This window comes from Jiella sonneratiae, from assembly GCF_017353515.1.
GTDB classification, from domain to species: Bacteria; Pseudomonadota; Alphaproteobacteria; order Rhizobiales; family Rhizobiaceae; genus Jiella; species Jiella sonneratiae.
Map to the genome: position 1 here is coordinate 34999 of NZ_JAFMPY010000023.1, position 18878 is coordinate 53876.

The 18878-nt window shown below is 67.6% G+C and carries 15 protein-coding genes; 12 read left to right on the top strand and 3 right to left on the bottom strand.

The window, feature by feature from the left end:
* Window positions 1–188: 188 nt before the first annotated feature.
* Window positions 189–950 carry a Crp/Fnr family transcriptional regulator gene (locus J1C47_RS18340; protein WP_245396659.1) on the top strand — a complete coding sequence of 254 codons (762 nt, stop codon included), beginning with the start codon at window positions 189–191 and terminating at the stop codon, window positions 948–950.
* 137 nt (window positions 951–1087) lie between these two features.
* A complete protein-coding gene (locus J1C47_RS18345; protein WP_207352241.1) occupies window positions 1088–1744 on the top strand; it encodes a response regulator transcription factor in 657 nt (218 codons plus the stop codon).
* Window positions 1745–1994: 250 nt separating this feature from the next.
* Here the strand turns inward: J1C47_RS18345 and J1C47_RS18350 are convergent, their stop codons facing one another.
* Window positions 1995–5465, bottom strand: a complete 3471-nt coding sequence (locus tag J1C47_RS18350) for a hybrid sensor histidine kinase/response regulator (protein WP_207352242.1) — start codon at window positions 5463–5465, stop codon at window positions 1995–1997.
* A gap of 180 nt (window positions 5466–5645) precedes the next feature.
* Here J1C47_RS18350 and J1C47_RS18355 point away from each other — a divergent pair, with 180 nt between their 5' ends.
* The 8 genes from J1C47_RS18355 (at window position 5646) to J1C47_RS18390 (ending at window position 14709) form a co-directional block, all read left to right on the top strand.
* A complete protein-coding gene (locus tag J1C47_RS18355; protein WP_207352243.1) occupies window positions 5646–7826 on the top strand; it encodes a malate synthase G in 2181 nt (726 codons plus the stop codon).
* A 312-nt stretch (window positions 7827–8138) separates the two neighbouring features.
* Window positions 8139–8657, top strand: a complete 519-nt coding sequence (locus J1C47_RS18360; protein ID WP_207352244.1) for a MarR family winged helix-turn-helix transcriptional regulator — start codon at window positions 8139–8141, stop codon at window positions 8655–8657.
* Between the two features lie 146 nt (window positions 8658–8803).
* The gene (locus tag J1C47_RS18365) at window positions 8804–10075 is read left to right on the top strand and encodes a multidrug effflux MFS transporter (RefSeq protein ID WP_207352245.1); all 1272 of its coding nucleotides are present in this window, start codon (window positions 8804–8806) and stop codon (window positions 10073–10075) included.
* 90 nt (window positions 10076–10165) lie between these two features.
* Window positions 10166–11260: a D-alanine--D-alanine ligase family protein gene (locus J1C47_RS18370; protein ID WP_207352246.1), complete on the top strand. Its 1095-nt coding sequence runs from the start codon at window positions 10166–10168 to the stop codon at window positions 11258–11260.
* Between the two features lie 152 nt (window positions 11261–11412).
* On the top strand, window positions 11413–12615 hold the full coding sequence (locus tag J1C47_RS18375; protein WP_207352247.1) for a winged helix-turn-helix domain-containing protein: 1203 nt from the start codon (window positions 11413–11415) through the stop codon (window positions 12613–12615).
* Window positions 12616–13225: 610 nt separating this feature from the next.
* Window positions 13226–13984, top strand: a complete 759-nt coding sequence (locus J1C47_RS18380) for a Crp/Fnr family transcriptional regulator (protein WP_207352248.1) — start codon at window positions 13226–13228, stop codon at window positions 13982–13984.
* 77 nt (window positions 13985–14061) lie between these two features.
* Window positions 14062–14310, top strand: a complete 249-nt coding sequence (locus J1C47_RS18385) for a DUF6894 family protein (protein WP_207352249.1) — start codon at window positions 14062–14064, stop codon at window positions 14308–14310.
* 141 nt (window positions 14311–14451) lie between these two features.
* Window positions 14452–14709, top strand: a complete 258-nt coding sequence (locus tag J1C47_RS18390; protein WP_207352250.1) for a hypothetical protein — start codon at window positions 14452–14454, stop codon at window positions 14707–14709.
* A gap of 172 nt (window positions 14710–14881) precedes the next feature.
* On the opposite strand, the gene J1C47_RS18395 is transcribed toward J1C47_RS18390, so the two are convergent.
* Together J1C47_RS18395 and odc2 are read right to left on the bottom strand one after the other, a co-directional pair.
* Window positions 14882–15469 (bottom strand): GNAT family N-acetyltransferase, encoded by a 588-nt coding sequence (locus J1C47_RS18395; RefSeq protein WP_425354577.1) that lies wholly within the window; start codon window positions 15467–15469, stop codon window positions 14882–14884.
* A gap of 184 nt (window positions 15470–15653) precedes the next feature.
* Entirely contained in the window at window positions 15654–16787 is a 1134-nt protein-coding gene (gene odc2 / locus J1C47_RS18400; RefSeq protein WP_207352252.1) for an ornithine/lysine decarboxylase, read from the bottom strand.
* 526 nt (window positions 16788–17313) lie between these two features.
* Here odc2 and J1C47_RS18405 point away from each other — a divergent pair.
* Complete coding sequence (locus J1C47_RS18405) at window positions 17314–18279, top strand: LysR family transcriptional regulator (RefSeq protein WP_207352253.1); 966 nt, start codon at window positions 17314–17316, stop codon at window positions 18277–18279.
* Between the two features lie 91 nt (window positions 18280–18370).
* Window positions 18371–18772 carry a DM13 domain-containing protein gene (locus J1C47_RS23825; RefSeq protein ID WP_207352254.1) on the top strand — a complete coding sequence of 134 codons (402 nt, stop codon included), beginning with the start codon at window positions 18371–18373 and terminating at the stop codon, window positions 18770–18772.
* Window positions 18773–18878: the final 106 nt, after the last annotated feature.

The following is an 18878-nucleotide window of genomic DNA, read 5'->3' on the forward strand; positions in this document are numbered from 1 at the left end:
GGTCCGGGCCCGACCTTTGCGAATGCGAACGCCGCAAATCGGCAAAGGCCTTGGCCTGTCTGGGAAAATGCGGTTATTAACATTCCAGTCGCGGATCGGCGGGGCGCCGAATCCACAGGCCGGCCGGCCCGAAGACTGCCGTTGCGGTCGTCGGGATCCGGCGATCTGAATGCGAGCTGGAGGAGCGATTGGACAAGACTGCCCACAAGATTCTCTTGAGGCGGTTGAGGCTGGTGGCCGAGATCGACGACGAAGACGAGGCGGCGCTGATGCAGCTCCCGGTGACAACCAGGGAGTTCGACGCGGGCATCGACATCGTGTCGGAGGGCCAGACCGTCACCCAGTGCTGCATCCTGATCGACGGTTTCACCTATCGCTATCGCCACACGCTCGAAGGCAAGCGGCAGATCATCGCCTTCCACGTCTCCGGCGACATCCCGGACCTCCACAGCCTGCACATGTGCTACATGGACCACAGCTTCGCGGCGACGACGCGGAGCCTGATCGGCTTCATCTCGCATGACGCCGTGTGGAACCTCTGCATGCGGCGGCCGAACGTCGCGGCCGCGCTCTGGCGCGAGACGCTGATCGACGGGGCGATCTTCCGCGAGTGGATCGTCGGCCTCGGGCGCCTGTCGGGCCTTTCGCGCACCGCGCATCTCCTGTGCGAGATCGCCATGCGCATGCGCGCCGTCGGTCTCGCGCCCGAAGGCGTCTATCGTCTGCCGCTGACCCAGCACGAACTCGCCGATGCGCTCGGCCTGACGGTCGTCACCGTGAACCGCGTCCTCCGCGACTTGCGAATCGCCGGCCTCGTCGAGCGCGAGCGGTCGCGGATGACCATCCGCGACTGGCGGGGCCTCGCCCGACTGGGCGAGTTCGACGCGCGCTATCTGCACTTTCGCGTTCCCATCGCGATGATGCCGATCCCTCAGCCCGAGCGGGCGTGACGCCGGGCACCGCCGTGTCGCCGCCCCGCCGGGCGGGTCGCGGCGCATTGGACCGGCCGGCGCCCGGCAGCTTGGCAAAGGGCCAGGATACGCTAAAGCTGTCGCGAGACGACGCGCCCGACAGAGCACGACCAGACATGCGACCGCTTTTCATCGTCGCCGACGACCACCCGCTGTTTCGCGGAGCGCTGAAGGAGATCCTGCGCTCGCTGCCCGGCGGGGCGGAGATCGTCGAGGCGGCGGACTTCGGCGAGGCGGCGGCGGCCCTCGACCGCCACGGCGACGCCGACCTGCTGCTGCTCGACCTCGCGATGCCCGGGACGAGCGGCCTGTCCGGCCTCGCCCTTTTGCGCGCCGAGCATCCCTCGGTGCCGATCGCGATCGTCTCGGCGAGCGAGGACAGCCTGATCGTCGCCCGCGCGCTCGATCTCGGCGCCTCGGGCTTCATCCCGAAGTCGGCCGGCTTCGACGAGATCCGCTCGGCGATCGAGACGCTGCTCAGGGGCGACGTCTGGCTGCCGCCGAACCTGTCGCTCGACGCGCCGGGCGACCCGGAGGTCAGCGAACTCATCGAACGGATGCGCAGCCTCACGCCGCAGCAGACCCGCGTCCTGGCGATGCTCGGACGCGGACTCCTCAACAAGCAGATCGCCTACGAACTCGGCGTCTCCGAGCCGACCATCAAGGCGCACGTCTCGGCGGTGCTCCTGAAGCTCGGCGTCGACAGCCGCACGCAGGCGGTGATCCGGCTCGCCAAGCTCGGCATCGATCCGCAGCGCGGCCTCGCGAACTGATAACGACGGGCGAAGACGCCGGCGCGTCCGCCCGTTGAACACATCCGGATTGTCAATGCGGAGCCTACGGCTTGGTGAAAATCCAGATTTGGAACCAAGAGGCGTTTCCAATGCCTCGTTGCATGAGCCGGTGCAACGAAGCGCGGACCCGGCATGGAACGAGCGGCCACGCCGGGGGAGGCGGGCGCAGGGCGGAAGAGGCAGAGGGCGGGCGGCACCGGCCGGCGTGGACCCCGGCGCCTGTCGGCCGCTATTCCGCCGCCTCGCGTCTCTGCAGCAGGCTCGCCATCGCCGCCCTGAGGGAGGCTGGCTTCACCGGCTTGGTCAGCACCTGCACCCCGAGCACTGCCGCGTCGTCGCGCAGCTTCGCCGAACGGTCGGCGGTGACGAGGATCGCGGGCAGCCCGTCGCCCAGCCGAAGCCGCAGGTCGCCGATCGCCCTGATCCCGTCGTCGCCGCGGTCGAGGTGATAGTCGACGAGGGCGACGTCCGGCCTGAAGCCGCCCGCCGAAAGGGCCTGCAGGGCCTCTGAAGGCGCGTTGAAGGCCTCGACGTGACAGCCCCATCCGGACAGGAGCGTCTTCATTCCGTCGCGGATCGCGGCGTCGTTGTCGATGCACAGCACCTTCGTGCCGGCGACGGAGAGGCCGGGCTGGAAGCGCGGGGCGGCGGCGGGAAGCGCCGCCTCCGCCGCTCCGGTGGCGAGCGGCAGCGCGACGCGGAAGGAGGTGCCGCGGCCGTGGCGCGAGCGCGCCGACAGCGGATGGTCGAGCACCCGGGCGATCCGGTCGACGATCGAGAGGCCGAGGCCGAGGCCCGATGCGGCGCGGGTGCCTTCGTCGAGGCGCACGAACTCCTCGTAGATGCTCTGCAGCTGGTCGTCCGGGATACCGATGCCGCTGTCGGCGACCTCGATCTCCACCCGGCCGGAGGCGCGGCGGCGCACCCCGACGACGATCTTGCCCTGCCGCGTGTATTTCACCGCGTTGGAGACGAGGTTCTGCACCAGCCGCCGCAGGAGATGGCGATCGGAGCGGACGGTGACGCTCGTGCCCACGAAGCGCAGCGACAGGCCCTTTTCCTCGGCAAGGGGCCGCATGTCGGTCTCGATCTGTCTGAGCAGCGGCTCGAGACGGAACTCGGAGAGCTTGGCTTCCATCCCGCCGGCGTCGAGGCGGGAGATGTCGAGCACCGCGCCGATGATCGCCTCGACCGCCTCCAGGGACGAGCCGATATGGCCGGCCAGTTCGGCGGCCGGCGAGCGGCCGTGCCGCTGTTCGAGGGCCGAGACGTAGAGGCGCGCGGCGTTGAGCGGCTGCAGGATGTCGTGACCGGCGGCGGCGAGGAACCGGGTCTTCGACAGGTTGGCCGCCTCCGCGGCGCGGCGCGCCTCGGCGAGGTCGCGGTTCGCCGCCGTCAGTTCGGCGGTCCGGCGGCGGACGCGTTCTTCCAGCGTCTCGTTGATCTCGCGCAGCGCCGCCGCCCGGCGCACCCGCTCGGTCATGTCCGAGACGGTCGCCACGATGCCGCCGTCCGGCATGGTGTTGACGCGCAGTTCGAGGGTGCGCTCGGATCGGGCGAGGGCGATCTGGCGCTCCGCCGGCGGCCGGGTGAGCTGGTCGAAGCCGGCCTCGTATTCCGAAGCGTCGATCTCGCCGTCGCGCAGGAGGTGGTCGAACACCGCGGTCAGCGGCGTTCCGACCTGGCCGAACTCTGCGGGAAGCCCGATCAGGTCGCGGAACTGGCGGTTCCAGAAGGTCAGGCGGAAGTCGCCGTCGAAGATCGCCAGTCCCTGGTCCACCTGATCGAGCGCGATGCGCAGGAGGTCGCGGTTGTACTGCAGCGCTTCCGATGCGTCGTCGAGGAGCTGCAGCGCGGTGCGGCTGGAATCCGAATGCCGCTCGAACAGCAGCGACAGCACCAGCCGCGAGGAGGCCGAGCCGATCGCCGAGGCGAGGAGCTGTTCGGAGAAGTTGACGGTGGCGGCGTCGGCGACGGCGGCGTCGTCGAGGTCCGCCGTGCCGTCGTTGCCGCGGGCAAAGCCCGCGAAGGCGCGGTCGGCGCGCTGGGCGCCGAGATAGCGCGCGATCGTCGCCTTGAGGTCGCCGACCCGCACGTCGGCCCGGGCGCGCCGGCCGGAACCTGCCGGAAAGCCGTCCCGGCCGGTGAAGACCGCGCCCTGGATCTTCTCCAGCGGCTTCGGCGGCCGGCTCAGCGAGCCGAGGACGACGGCCGAAAGGTTGACGGAGAGGCTGAGGACGACGCCGAGAAGCAGCGGATCGATCGCCGGCGCGCCGTCGGCGCCGGTCAGCGAGGCGAGCGGCGGCGCGGCAAGGCCGAGGGCGGGCAGAAGCAGCGTCATGGCCCAGACGGTGATGCCTGCGGCAAGGCCGATCAGCGCGCCCCGCGCATTGGCGCGTTTCCAGTAGAGGCCGGCGAACAGCGCCGGCGCCAGCTGCGCGATCGCCGCGAAGGAGAGCAGGCCGATGGAGGCGAGGCCCGAGCCGTCCCCGGCGAAGCGGTAGTAGCCGTAGCCGAACAGGACGATGACGAGGATCGCCGAGCGCCGCACCTTGAGGATCAGCCGTGTCTCGTCGCCCGGGCTGCCGGCAGCGCGGCCGCGGCGCTTCAGCAGCACGGGCAGCACGAGGTCGTTGGAGATCATGATCGACAGCGCGACGCTGGCGACGATGACCATGGCGGTGGCCGCCGAAAGTCCGCCGACGAAGGCGACGACGCCGAGAAACTCCGCGCCGGCCGACAGCGGCAGGGCGATGACGTAGAGGTCGGCGTCGAATTGCGGCCCGAGACGCAGCATTCCGGCGACGGCGATCGGGATCACGAAGACGTTGATCGCCACGAGATAGAGCGGAAACAGCCAGCGTGCCCGGCGGATCTCGCGCCGCGTGCGGTTCTCCACGACGGTCATGTGGAACTGCCGCGGCAGCAGCAGGACGGCGAGGGCGGACAGGCCGACGCTCGCCAGGAAGGAACCGCCGATCGGGGTCTCGAAGGCGGAGCGGACCGCCGGGCTGGCGGCCGCCGCGCGCCAGAGGTCGGCGGGTTCGAAGAGGAAGAAGGTCGCCCAGACGCCGACGACGCAGAAGGCGGCGAGCTTGATGACGGACTCCGTCGCCACGGCGAGGACGAGGCCGTCCTGATGCTCGGTGGCGTCGGCATGGCGGGTGCCGAAGAGGATGGCGAAGAGGCCGAGCACCGTCGCGATCAGCAGCGCGAGGTCGCCGAAGATCGGCGGGACGTGCAGATCGGGCCGGTAGTGGAACACCAGCGTCGCGACGCTGGTCGAGATCGCCTTGAGCTGCAGCGAGATGTAGGGGACCGTCCCGATCAGCGCGATGACGGTGGCGAGCGCGGCGACTTGCGGGCTCTTGCCGTAGCGCGAGCCGATGAAGTCGGCGACCGTGGTGATCTTCTCGGCCTTGGCGTGGCGCACGATCCGCTCGATGAAACCCGGCGCGAAGAGGAAGACGAGGATCGGGCCGAGATAGATCGCGAGAAACGCGAAGCCGTCCCGCGCCGCGGCGCCGACCGAGCCGAGGAACGTCCAGGAGGTGCAGTAGACCGCGAGCGACAGCGCGTAGACCGCCGGCCGGCTCGCCTCCGCCGGGCGCCGTGCGGCGCGCCGGTCGCCCCACCAGGCGACGGCGAAGAGAAGCAGCAGATAGACGACCGCCACGAGGGCGACGAGACCGCTGTGCAAGGAGCGCCCTTTCGGCGTTCGGCGCCGGAAACCCGGCCGGCATCAACCTCTTGGCATCATCGCCACAGCCGCCGGACGAGCGCAAGGCCGCCGTGGCCGGCCTTTCCCGATTCGCCATTTGATTGACTTCCGGCCGGCCATGGCCGATCTGCGGACGGGAAGCACCGTTGGAGGAATTTGATGCCGGAGATGATCGAAATTGGCGGGCTGAAGGTCGCGGAGAACCTGAAGCGCTTCATCGACGAGGAGGCGTTGCCCGGGACGGGCATCGAGACGGAGGCGTTCTGGTCGGGCTTTTCGGACATCCTGAATTCGCTCGCCCCGAAGAACCGGGCGCTGCTCGCCGAGCGCGAGAGGCTGCAGACGGCGATCGACGAATGGCATCGCGAGCGCCGCGGCAAGCAGATCGACCAGAAGGCCTACCAGGCCTTCCTGCGGGAGATCGGCTACCTCTTGCCGGAGGGACCGGACTTCCGGATCGAGACCGAGAACGTCGATCCCGAGATCGCGCTCGTCCCGGGCCCGCAGCTCGTCGTCCCGCTGATGAACGCCCGCTACACGCTGAACGCGGCGAATGCCCGCTGGGGTTCGCTCTACGACGCGCTCTACGGCACCGACGCCATGGGCGACGCGCCGGAAGGCTCCGGCTACGACCGGGCGCGGGGCGCGCGGGTGGTCACCTGGGCGAAGGGCTTCCTCGACGGCGTCGCGCCGCTCGACCGCATCTCGCACATCGACGTCGAAGCCTATTCGGTCGACGGGGAGACGCTGCTCGCGACCTATGGCGGCGGCCGGAAGGCCCGTCTGAAGAATCCGCTCGCCTTCGCGGGCTATCGCGGCGACCCGTCCGCGCCGCGCGCCATCCTCCTCAAGCACAACGGGCTGCACGTCGAGATCGTCGTCGACGAGACCCATCGGATCGGCAAGAACGACCGCTCCAAGGTCGCCGACGTCCTGATGGAATCGGCGGTGACGGCGATCTGCGACTGCGAGGATTCGATCGCCGCCGTCGATGCCGAGGACAAGACAGCGGTCTACCGGAACTGGCTCCGCCTGATGCGCGGCGATCTGTCGGAGAGCTTCAAGAAGAACGGCGAGACGGTGACCCGCCGGCTCAATCCGGACCGGGAGTATCTGTCGCCGAACGCGACGCCCTTCACCCTGCCGGGCCGTTCCCTCCTCCTCGTGCGCAATGTCGGCCACCTGATGGTCAATCCGGCGATCCGGCTTTCCGACGGTTCGGAGGCGCCGGAGGGGATCATGGATGCGATGATCACGGCGATGATCGCGATCCACGATCTCAAGAAGACCGGCGGCATCCGCAATTCGCGTGCCCGTTCGATCTACGTCGTCAAGCCGAAGATGCACGGGGCCGAGGAGGTCGCCTTCGCGTCCGAGATCTTCGGCCGGGTCGAGGATGCCCTCGGTCTCGACCGCCACACCATCAAGATGGGCATCATGGACGAGGAGCGCCGCACCACGGTGAACCTCAAGGAGTGCATCCGGGCGGCCAGGCACCGGGTGTTCTTCATCAACACCGGCTTCCTCGACCGCACCGGCGACGAGATCCACACCTCGATGGAAGCCGGGCCGATGGTCCGCAAGACGGTGATGAAGGACCGCACCTGGATCGGCGCCTACGAGGACTGGAACGTCGACGTCGGCCTCGCCTGCGGCTTCCGCGGCAGGGCGCAGATCGGCAAGGGCATGTGGGCCGCGCCCGCCAAGATGCACGACATGCTGGCCCAGAAGGTCGGCCATCCCCAGGCCGGGGCGAATTGCGCCTGGGTGCCCAGCCCGACGGCCGCAACGCTGCATGCGACGCACTATCACCGCGTCGACGTCCTCGCCTGGCAGGAGGCGATCGCCGCCAAGGGGCGGCGGGCGCTGCTCGCCGACGTCCTGACGATCCCGCTCGCCAACCGCGCCAACTGGCCGGAGGAGCAGATCAAGGCCGAGATCCGCAACAACGCGCAAGGCATCCTCGGCTACGTCGTGCGCTGGATCGACCAGGGCATCGGCTGCTCGACGGTGCCGGACATCAACGACGTCGGCCTGATGGAGGATCGCGCCACCTGCCGCATCTCCTCCCAGCACCTCGCCAACTGGCTGCACCACGGCGTCGTCTCGCGGGACGAGGTGATGCAGGCGATGCAGGAAATGGCGGAAAAGGTCGACCAGCAGAATGCCGGCGACCCGAATTACGAGCCGATGGCCGGCCATTTCGACGAGTCGATCGCCTTCAAGGCGGCTTGCGACCTCGTCTTCGAGGGGCGCGTGCAACCGTCGGGCTACACCGAGCCGATCCTGCACCGGCGCCGGCTGGAGAAGAAGGCGCAAGGCTCGGGCCGGACAGCCTGACCGGCCGCTTTTCGACGACAAGTTCCACTGGGTGGCCGTTTGCCTTGGCGGGCGACGGCCGCCCTTTTTTGTTTCGCAATCGAGTGCGGCCATGTCGAGGCGTCGCAGGCATCAGTTGCGATTTTAATCTGTTAAATATTATCAAGTTTATCGTGCGCGCGGCTGTGTCACACTGACGCATTGCCCCCATTGTTGTTCTCGGAAATTATGTCAGGCTAACGAATCGGATGTGCGGCGCCGGCCCACAACCTACCGAAAATTCGACAGGCACAGCGTTATTTTGGCATGAAGAAGATGAATGAAGGTCGACAGATGCCAAAGCAGATCTCGAATAATTCACTTGGCTTTCTACTTGTCGACGTGGCGCGCCTGTTTCGGCAGGAATTCGAGCGGGCGGTGGTCGAAGCCGGTCTGTCGCTGACGCCGGGAGAAATCCGGGCGCTGATCTACGTCTGGCGGTACGAGGGATCCCGCCAGGCGGTTCTCGCCGAGCGCATGGGCGTCGAGCCGATGACGATGTCGGCCTATCTCGACCGGCTCGAAGGTCGCGGGCTGATCGCCCGGATGGTCGACAAGAACGACCGCCGCGCCAAGGTGGTGACGACGACCGATGCGGCCGCCAACGTCTTCGAGGAGATCCGGCCCGTGGCGATGGCGATGTACGATCGCCTGGTGAGCGGCTTCACCGAAGACGAGCGCGAACTCGTCAACCAGCTGCTCACCCGCATCCGGCAGAACCTGACCAGCGATCCGTTGCCGGTCGGCGACGATCCGGTGCTTTCCCCCCACCAGGAGGGCAAGCAGGTGGCGCCGCTCTATCGCACCGCCTGACGGCGCGACCGGTCCGCAGGCTCTCCCTCCGCCCGGCGTCTGGCGTGCGGCGCTTTTCGCAGGCGCGGGAAGTCTGTAAGGAATCCTGAGCAACGTCATCCGCCGCACGGTTTCCTTTGATCTCCCACACATCGCCCGCCTCCCGCATGTCGGAGGGCCGCACGAGCCTGATCGGCGGTTGCCTCGTTGCCATCGGCCCGATGTCGCTCGCCCTCTACACGCCGGCGATGCCGACGCTGGTGGCCGAATTCGCCACGTCCGACGCGATGGTGAAGCTGTCGCTGGCACTCTACTTCGCCGGCTTCGCCCTGACGCAGCTCGTCTGCGGCCCGATCTCCGACGCCTTCGGCCGCCGCGTCGCGACCATCGCCTTCATGGCGATCTACCTTCTCGGATCGATGATCGCGGTGTTCGCGCCGACGATCGAATTCCTGATCGCCGCCCGCCTGCTGCAGGGGATCGGCGCCTCGGTCGGCGTCGCCACAGCCCGGGCCATCGTCCGCGACCAGTTCACCGGCGAGGTGTCGTCCCGGATAATGAATACCATCGGCATCATCCTGGCGATCGGGCCGGCGGTGTCGCCGACCATCGGCGGCCTGATGCTCGACGCCGCCGGCTGGTATTCGCTGTTCCTGCTGATGGCGGGCTTCGGCCTTGCGGTGATCGCGGTGACGCTGCTCTTCATGCGCGAGACGATCGTGCCGGATCCCGCCCGCATCCGCCCGGCCGCGATCGCCTCGGCCTATGGCCAGCTCCTCCGCAACCGGCACTTCCTGGCGACGAGCATCACCGTCGCGGGCTCGGTCGGCGCGCTCTATACCCTCGCCACCGTCCTGCCCTTCGTGCTGATCGACGTCGCCGGCCTCACCCCGACGCAATACGGCATCGGCATGCTGGCGCAGTCCGGCAGCTTCCTCGCCGCCTCGATCGCGGCGCGCTTCCTGATGGGGCGGCTCGGGGCATACCGGCTGGTGCCGATCGGCCTCGTTCTCGTCGGCATCGGGGCCGTGGGGATGGCGGTGTCGATCGCCGTCCTGCCGATCGGCTATCTGTCGATCATGGGGCCGGTCGCCTTCTACGCCTTCGGCATCGCGCTGGTGATGCCGGCGATGACGACGGCCTCGCTCGCCCCGTTCCCGCACATGGCCGGCGCCGCGGCGGCGATGATGGGCTTCATCCAGATGGGCTCCGGGCTTCTCGGCGGCGCGATCTGCGCCCTGATCGGCGAGCCGATCCTGGCGACGCAGATCGTCGTTCCCGCCCTCGGCGCCGTCGCGATCGCCGCCTATCTCGTCTATCGCAGCCATCCGCATCTCGCCGAGCCCGAGCCGCGGCCGGAGGTCGTCGCGCCGTCGCTGATCCGCGAGGGGCGGGGCAGGGCGACCGCGGACGCCATCGAGGACGAATCGGCGAATTAGGCGCGGTCACGGTCGCGTTTGTCGCGGCGACTGGCTAACCTGCCGACGCGGCGCTGCTTCGGGCGGCGCATCCAACGGCTGGAGGTCGCCATGTCCACGGATCACGATCGGCTGCGCATCGCGGTGCTATTCGGCGGCCGTTCGGCCGAACACGAGGTTTCGGTGCGCTCGGCCGCCAACGTGATGGCGGCGCTCGACGCCAGCCGCTACGATCCGGTCCCGGTCTTCGTGACGAAAAGCGGGCGATGGCTGCTCTCGCGCTGGCAGGCAAAGCGGCTGGAGACGCCCGACACCGGCACCGAGCTCTGTCTCGTCCCCGGCGGAAGGGGGCAGGCCCTGTCGATCTCTGAAGGCGGGACGGCCGGCCCTCTGCCGGCGATCGACGTCGTCTTTCCCGTTCTCCACGGGCTTCCCGGCGAGGACGGCGCGGTGCAGGGGCTCTGCGAGGTGGCGATGGTGCCGCTCGCCGGCTGCGGCATTCTCGGTTCGGCGACGGCGCTCGACAAGGACGTCGCCAAGCGCCTGCTTGCCGCCGCCGGCATCCCCGTCGCCCGCGCGGTGACGATCCGTGCAGAGGCCCGGCCGGCCTTCGCCGCGGTCGAGGCTGCGATCGGCCTGCCGATCTTCGTCAAGCCGGCGCGCCAGGGCTCGTCGGTCGGGGTCGCGAAGGTGAGAACGAAAGCCGAGTTCGACGCGGCCCTCGACGAAGCCTTCCGGCACGACCGGGTGGCACTGGCAGAGGAATTCGTCGCCGGTCGCGAGATCGAGCTCGCCGTCCTCGAAGCGCCGGACGGCAGCCTCTTCGTCTCCCGCCCCGGCGAGATCGTGCCGGCAAAAAGTCACGGCTTCTACAGCTACGACGCCAAATATGTCGATGCCGACGGCGCGGCCCTGATCGTGCCGGCCGAACTCGACGGGGCGATCGAAGAGGCGCTGCAGGACCTCGCCGAACGCGCCTTCCGGGCGCTCGGCTGCGACGGGATGGCGCGGGTCGACTTCTTCGTGACGTCGGACGGGCGGATGCTGGTCAACGAGCTCAACACCATCCCCGGCTTCACCGACATCAGCATGTATTCAAAGGTCATGGCGGCGAGCGGCGTCTCCTATCCCGAGGTCATCGACCGGCTGGTGGCGCACGGCCTGAAGCGGGCAGGCGTCGAAAGCCCGCTCTTCGCCGGCATCTGAGGCTCGCGCTATCGCCGCCGCCTCGATCTTCGCCCTTGTGGGGGAGATGGGTGGCAACCCAGAGGGGGGTGCGGCGCGGAAAGGCGCGGCCCGGGGGCCCCGACTGCCGGCCTGCGTCTCACCACAAGGGCAGACATCGGCAGCGTCCGGGCATGGCAGGAGGGGACGTGACGGCTGAAATCTCACCGAACGAAGCGCGCCGCATCGCGCTGACCGCCCAGGGCTTCAACGCGTCGGAGCGCGACCGCGCGGCGACGCCGCAGCGGCTGCGCCGGACGATCGGCGAACTCGGCCTCCTGCAGATCGACAGCGTCAACGTCCTCGCCCGGGCCCACTACCTTCCGCTGTTCTCGCGGCTCGGCAGCTACGACCGGACCGCCCTCGACCGGATCATGGTGGAGCGGCCGCGGCGCTTCTTCGAATATTGGGGCCACGAGGCCTCGCTTCTTCCCATCGACAGCCAGCCGCTGTTTCGCTGGCGGATGGAGCGGGCGCGGGCCGGCGACGGAATCTGGGGGCGGCTCCAGCCCTATGCGACGACGCTGCGGGGCGAGGCCGACGCGCTGCTCGAGCGGATCGCGCGGGAAGGCCCGCTGGCGGCCTCCGACATTGCCGAGGCCGTGGCGGAAAAAGGCATGTGGGCCTGGAGCGAGGCAAAGCAGGCGCTGGAATGGCTGTTCTGGTCGGGGCTCGTCGCCGCGACGCATCGGCGCGGCAGCTTCGAACGGGTCTACGACCTGCCTGAGCGCGTGCTGCCGCGCAGGGTACTCGACCTGCCGACGCCCGCCGCCGTCGACGCCCAGCGGGCGCTGATCGGGCGGGCGGCGAAGGCTCTCGGCATCGCGACGGCAGGGGATCTGCGCGACTATTACCGCCTGCCTGCCCCCGACATGGCGGAACCGCTCCGCCAGCTCGTCGAGGACGGGACGCTGACGCCGGTCAAGGTGCGGGGCTGGAAGCAGGAGGCCTATCTCCACGCCGGCGCCAAGGCCGGCCGCAGGCTCGCCGGCGCGGCGCTCGTCTCGCCCTTCGATCCCCTGGTCTGGCACCGGCCGCGCACCGAGCGGCTGTTCGGCTTTCGCTACCGGCTGGAGATCTATACGCCGCGCCACAAGCGCGAGCACGGCTATTACGTCCTGCCCTTCCTCCTCGACGGCGCCCTGGTGGCGCGGGTCGACCTCAAGGCCGACCGGGGATCCGGGACGCTCGTCGTGCAGCAGGCGAGCCTCGAGCCGGCCGCCCCGCCGCATGCCGTCGAGGCGTTGCTGGCGGAACTGCGGCGCATGGCGGCATGGCTGGACCTCGGCGACGTCGACGCGGCCGCGGTGGCGCGGCTGGGAAGGGAGGCGGGCTGAAAGGGCGAACGGGCGGTGGAACGGAAGCCGGTTGGCTTGGCAACGGCCGCTCGGCCGGGCTCGGCTGCCGTGTCCGTCCAGGTCCGCCGATGCCGCGCCCTTTGCGCCCCCCTCTGTCCTGCCGGACATCTCCCCCACGAGGGGGGAGATCGACCCTGCGCGGATGCCTTCGCGGGCCATTCGACGCAGACCCCGGCGCGAACGTCTGCGTGGAGGAAACGGTCGCCAAAGCTTCCAATCTCCCCCCTTGCGGGGGAGATGTCCGGCAGGACAGAGGGGGGTAATCAGGCGCCGAGACTGCCGGAAGTATGGGCGGGCATGGTCAGCGCGTTTCCGGCTTCTGCCCGAGCGACGAGGGGCAGACGTGGCGTGATCGAAAGGCGCGGGAAATTTGAAACAGAATACTATGATTCTGTTTCAAATGCGAGGATCTTGCCGCTCTCCTCCTTGCAGCCAAAACCGACGCAGTAGGTCCTTATTATTCGACCACGGTCGCCGACAAAGAGAGGCTGTCAGTCGCAAAAGACGAATGTAGACGCCTCCTTATTATCGTGGGTTAGTGCGTAGGCAGCCACACGCGTTCAAGGGAATTTGAACGAGAGGAAGGGCCATGTTCAATCCATTAATCCGCAAGCTGTCGATAGCGTCCGATTTCACCGAGTCCGACAATCGCGCTTTGAATGACGTGATCGTCGAGCCTCATTCAGTGGCGCCGAAGCAGGATATCATCCGCACTGGTGATCGGCCGGAGAATGTCCACCTCGTGATGGACGGCATTGCCTGCCGCTACAAGATCATGCCGAATGGTGACCGCCAGATCGTCGCATTCCTGCTGCCTGGTGACTTCTGCGACCTCCACGTTGCGATTCTAGGCGAGATGGATCACGGGATCGCCACGCTCTCGCCCTGCAAGATGATCGAAATTCCACGGACGACAATCAACGATCTGACGGAAAACTATCCGCGTATCACCCGCGCGCTGTGGTGGGCGACGCTCGTCGATGAAGCCATCTTGCGCGAATGGATCGCGGGCATTGGCCAGAGAATGGCAGACAAGCGGATCGCCCATTTATTCTGCGAACTCTATCTTCGCCTGAAAACAGTGGGCCAGACAGAAGACCATAGCTTCACTCTGCCAATAACACAGCAGGAGCTTGCTGATGCATTGGGAATATCGATCGTTCATGCGAACCGAATGCTGATGGATTTGCGAACAAGAAATATAATGGTCATGCGTGGAAAGCATGTGAAGATATTAAATTATGATGCCTTGAAAGCGTTCGCTGAATTTAGCCCAGATTATCTGCATCTCGAACGCCGCAGCGAGAATGGCAACGGACAGAGATCCGTGTCCGACAAGGGACGCTGATACTGATGTTAATGCGCAGGCTCGCCCCGCCGATGTAGGCACAGCGGAACACCGTGCTCATGCAAAGGAAAGCCGTCATGCCGCGCTATTTTTTCGACGTTGAAGATGCCAACGAGTTCATCCGAGACGAAGATGGTCATATTTGCGAGAGCGATGCACAAGTCCGCAAGGCCGCGATCGAAGCGTTGCCTGGCATGATCGGGATGCGCATTCCGGATGGGGACACCCATAAAACGACTGTGAAGGTTCGGGATGAGGCAGGCGCCTACATCTATTCCGCCTCTCTGACGCTCGAAGCTGGCTGGATCGGGAAGCGCTCCCAATGAATGAATAGTTCACCCATCACGTATCAAAAGCCAGAGCCTACCGGCGTGGAGTGATTAGGTCCGATTTCCGGGAATTGTTAAATATGTGGTAGCGCACATTTTTGGTTGCCCCTACCAACTGGCTAAGTTGGAGGTAAACGCATGATGCTTTCACCCAAGATGCTTACGGCTGAAGAAGCTGTTTTGCTTGATCGACTTTTTCGCCACGGGCCACAGCAGCCGGAAAACCGGCAAGCGGCTCTCGCTCTTGTTGAAAAAGGCTTTGCCCGACAAGCCGGCCCGTTCGGAACTCTGGAAATCACAGAGTTCGGACGTCGCTCGGCGGGGATATACAAGATCGGTGATCCTGCACTCAACGATCATGCCGAAGGGCGAGATGCTGCCCCCGATACGTTATAGTTCTATGTCCGGTGAGGTAGCCTTCAAAGGCGACAGGCCTTCGAGAGTGAGCCGATCGGGTGCGATCACCAAGAACATTTGTGCTCGGATCTGAAACAGAATTCACAATTCCGTTTCAGCCGCCTCACGCTGGTCCCCGGTATCCCGAGGACCGGCCCGGGGCGTGCCCGTATCACGCCGCCAAAACTACCGCCTCCTCCAGCACGAACCGCCCCGTCGGCGCGATGACGCCCGCCGCGCCGCCCAGCGCGCCCTCGACCAGTTCCAGCGCGAGGAGACGCCGCGGCTCGAACGGGCCGGGCATGGCGAGCCAGCCGGTCTGTGCCGCCGAGAAGCCGAAGCGGCCGTAATATTCCGGGTCGCCGACGAGGATGATCGCACCGTGGCCGAGGCGCGCGGCCTCGGCCACGGCATGGCGCATCAGGAGGCTGCCGAGGCCGGTGCCCTGGGCATCCGGGGCGACGGCGAGGGGGCCGAGGAGGAGGGCGGGGACGTTTGCGCCGTCCTGGCGGCCGGCGGTGATGTTCCACAGGCGAACCGTGCCGACGAGCGAGCCGTCGGGGCGGACCGCCGAAAAGGCGAGGCCCTCGGCCGGCAGGCGACCGGTGCGGATCTGCTCGGAGGACTTGCGGGTGCGGCCCGGGCCCATGGCGGCGTCGAGGAGGGCTTCGCGCGCCGGGACATGGGCGGCGGTTTCCTCGACGATCGCGGCGAAGGGGACGGCGTCGGCAAAGGCGGATGCGGAGACGAATGCGGTCACGAGAACCTCCCGGAAAGCGGAGAAGGAGGCTGAAGGAATGCGTGCCGAGGGTCCGGCGCGCGGGCGGCTCGCCCGGCGCCTTGCTTCCCGCATCGTCGTGCCGGGAGCCTGCTTGCGCCGGGTCAGAGGGGCGTTCGTCGCCCCTCTCGTCGTCGACTGTGATGGACCAGGGTCACGGGCGGCCTCAGATCACGTAGGACCGCAGCGGCTCGAAGCCGTTGAAGGCGACCGAGGCGTAGGTCGTCGTGTAGGCGCCCGTCCCCTCGATCAGAAGCTCGTCGCCGACGGTCAGCGAGACCGGCAGCGGGTAGGGCGTCTTCTCGTACATGACGTCGGCCGAATCGCAGGTCGGGCCGGCGAGCACGCAGGGCTCCATCGCGTCGCCGTCGCGCGGCGTGACGATCGGATAGCGGATCGCCTCGTCCATCGTCTCGGCGAGACCGCCGAACTTGCCGATGTCGAGATAGACCCAGCGGTTCTCGTCGGTCTGCGACTTCCTCGAGACGAGCACGACCTCGGTCTTGATGACGCCCGCGTCGCCGACCATGCCGCGGCCCGGCTCGATGATCGTCTCGGGCAGCCGGTTGCCGAAGTGCCTGGTCAGGCTCTGGAAGATCGCCTGGCCGTAGGCCGCTGCCGCCGGAACGTCCTTCAGGTAGCGGGTCGGGAAGCCGCCGCCCATGTTGACGAGGGTGAGCACGATGCCCTTTTCGGCGAGCGCGTCGAAGACGGCCTTGGCGTCGGCGATCGCCGCGTCCCAGGCATTGGTGTCGGTCTGCTGCGAGCCGACATGGAAGGAGACGCCGGTCGCCCGGAGGCCGAGACGCGCCGCCTCGGTGAGGACGTCGACGGCCATCGCCGGGACGCAGCCGAACTTGCGCGACAGCGGCCACTCGGCGCCTTCGCCGTTGGTGAGGACGCGGCAGAACACCCGGGCGCCGGGCGCCGAGCGGGCGATCTTCTCGACCTCCTCGACGCAGTCGACCGCGAACAGCGACACGCCGAGCTGATGCGCCCGCGCGACGTCGCGCTCCTTCTTGATGGTGTTGCCGTAGGAGATGCGGGCCGGCGTCACGCCGGCATCGAGCGCCATCTCGATCTCGGCGACCGAGGCGCAGTCGAAGTTCGAGCCGAGCGAGGCGAGCAGCTTCAGGATCTCCGGCGCCGGATTGGCCTTGACGGCGTAGAAGATCGCCGAATCCGGCAAAGCGCGGCGGAAGGCGCGGAAGTTCTCCTCGACGACGTCGAGATCGACGACGAGGCAGGGGCCGTCGGGACGTCGGGTGGCGAGGAAGTCGGTGATGCGCTGGGTGACCATGGGAGCCTCCGAGGGACCAAAAGGGGTCGACAGGGAGCGTGCGCAACCGCACTCCCGAACGGCGACAACGCCATTCGGTCGGACCGGTTTCGCGACGCGACTTCATCGGAAACCCGCACGACGAGGTGCGAGCGTTCCCGCTTCGTCTGCCATAGTTTGGAGGGCTTGAACCCGCCGCACTTCAGGCAAGGATGGTGTGCCTCTTCAGTATTCCCGGCTGTGGAGACCGGGAGAGACCAGAAAGGCCCGGACCGTCGTTGCTTCAAGGCGTCCTCGATATCGCGCGGCTCGCGAAATCGACTGGGTGTGTTACGTCCAGGTACCGTCCCGGCTACCCTCGCATCTGAGGACCGGGGGACGCCCACAGGCACGTGCGACATGGGGCAGGGCGTGATCTATGCCGAAGATTTGTCATGCGCAAGGGGCTGCAGGACCTGCGGTTGATTTTTCGCCCCCGGCGATGAAGGAAGGGGGCGTGGGTGCGGATTTCCGGTCACTCCGGCAAGCTTGGAGCAAGCCCGAAGCCATGGATACGCTGACGCGAATGCGGGCCTTCATCGCCGTGATCGAGAACGAGGGGTTTTCGGCCGCGGCGCGGAAGACCGGGCGCTCGAAGGCGCTCCTGTCGAAATACGTGCGCGAGCTCGAGGACGAGCTCGGCGTGCTTCTCATCAACCGGACGACGCGGCAGATCGCGCTGACGGCGGCAGGCGAGGTCTATGTGCGCCGGGCCGGTGCGATTCTCGCCGATCTCGAAAGCCTCAACGAGGAGGCGCGCGAGGCGACGGGCGAGGCGAAGGGGCGGATCCGCGTCTCGGCCGCGCGCACCTTCGGCGACGCCCAGCTCGGCCACAGCCTGGTCGATTTCGCCAAGGCCTTTCCCGACATCAGCATCGACATCCATCTCGACGACAATTTCGTCAATCTGGTCGAAGAGGGCTTCGACGTCGCCATCCGCATGACCCGGCTGAACGATTCGGCGATGATCGCGCGCCGGCTCGCCTCCCTCGACTTCGCCATCGTCGCGAGCCCGGAGCTTCTGGCACGCGTCGGCCGGCCGGCGCATCCGAGCGAGATCGTCGACTTTCCGGCGGTGATCGATTCGAATTCCCGGATGTTCTCGGTCTGGATGTTCAAGGACCCCGAATCGGGCGAGCAGATCTCGGTGAACGTCTCCGGCCAGTTCACCGCGAACAGCCCGGTGACCGTGCGTGCCGCGGCGCTCGCCGGTCTCGGCTTCGCACTGAGCCCCTCCTTCGTCGTCCGCGAGGACCTCGAGGCCGGGCGCCTGGTGACGGTGCTCGACGAATACATGTCGAGCGAGGCCGGCATCTACGCCGTTTTTCCGCATCGGCGCCACCTGCCGGCGCGGGTCCGCGTGTTCGTCGATTTCCTCGCCGAATGGTTCAAGAAGTGCAATCGGCGGAGCGGCGACGCGGACCTTCATAAGCCGGGCAATTCCGGTGCCGCGCGTTCCGACCGCGTGGCGTGAGGGCGCGCCGGAATTTTTGCGCGACACCCGTTTCAAACCGCGGCTTTCATGCGAAACTCTCCCTGGGGCAGTTCTTCCAGGAGAGAGATCCGTGATCGTCTCGAGAGAAGTCGCGCGTCGGCTGCGCCGTGCCGCCGCCGTCTCCCCCTTGCTCCTCATGGCCGCGCTGCCCGCCCGGGCCGAGGCGCTGAGCTCCGGCCGGTTCACCGGCGTCAACGGCCACGATGCCTCGGGGACGGTGACGATCGAGCGGCAGGCGGGCCGCGCCGTGCTGATGCTCGGCCCGGACTTTTCCTTCGACGGGGCGCCCGACCCCAAGGTCGCGCTCGGCAAGGGCGGCTACGACCCGAGGGCGCAGCTCGCGCCGCTAAAGAGCGACGAGGGCGCCCAGTCCTACGACATCCCGGCGAGCCTCGACGTGACGGGCTACGACGAGGTCTGGATCTGGTGCGAGGAATTTGCCGTGCCGCTCGGCATGGCGAAGCTGAAGTGAGCCCGGCGCCCGCCGGCCGGCCGCGTCGGCCGGGCCGGCCCCCTTCCGGCCGAGCGGGGCGCCGCCATGGCCTTGCGCGGGACGGCCTTGCGCGGGATTGCCGCGT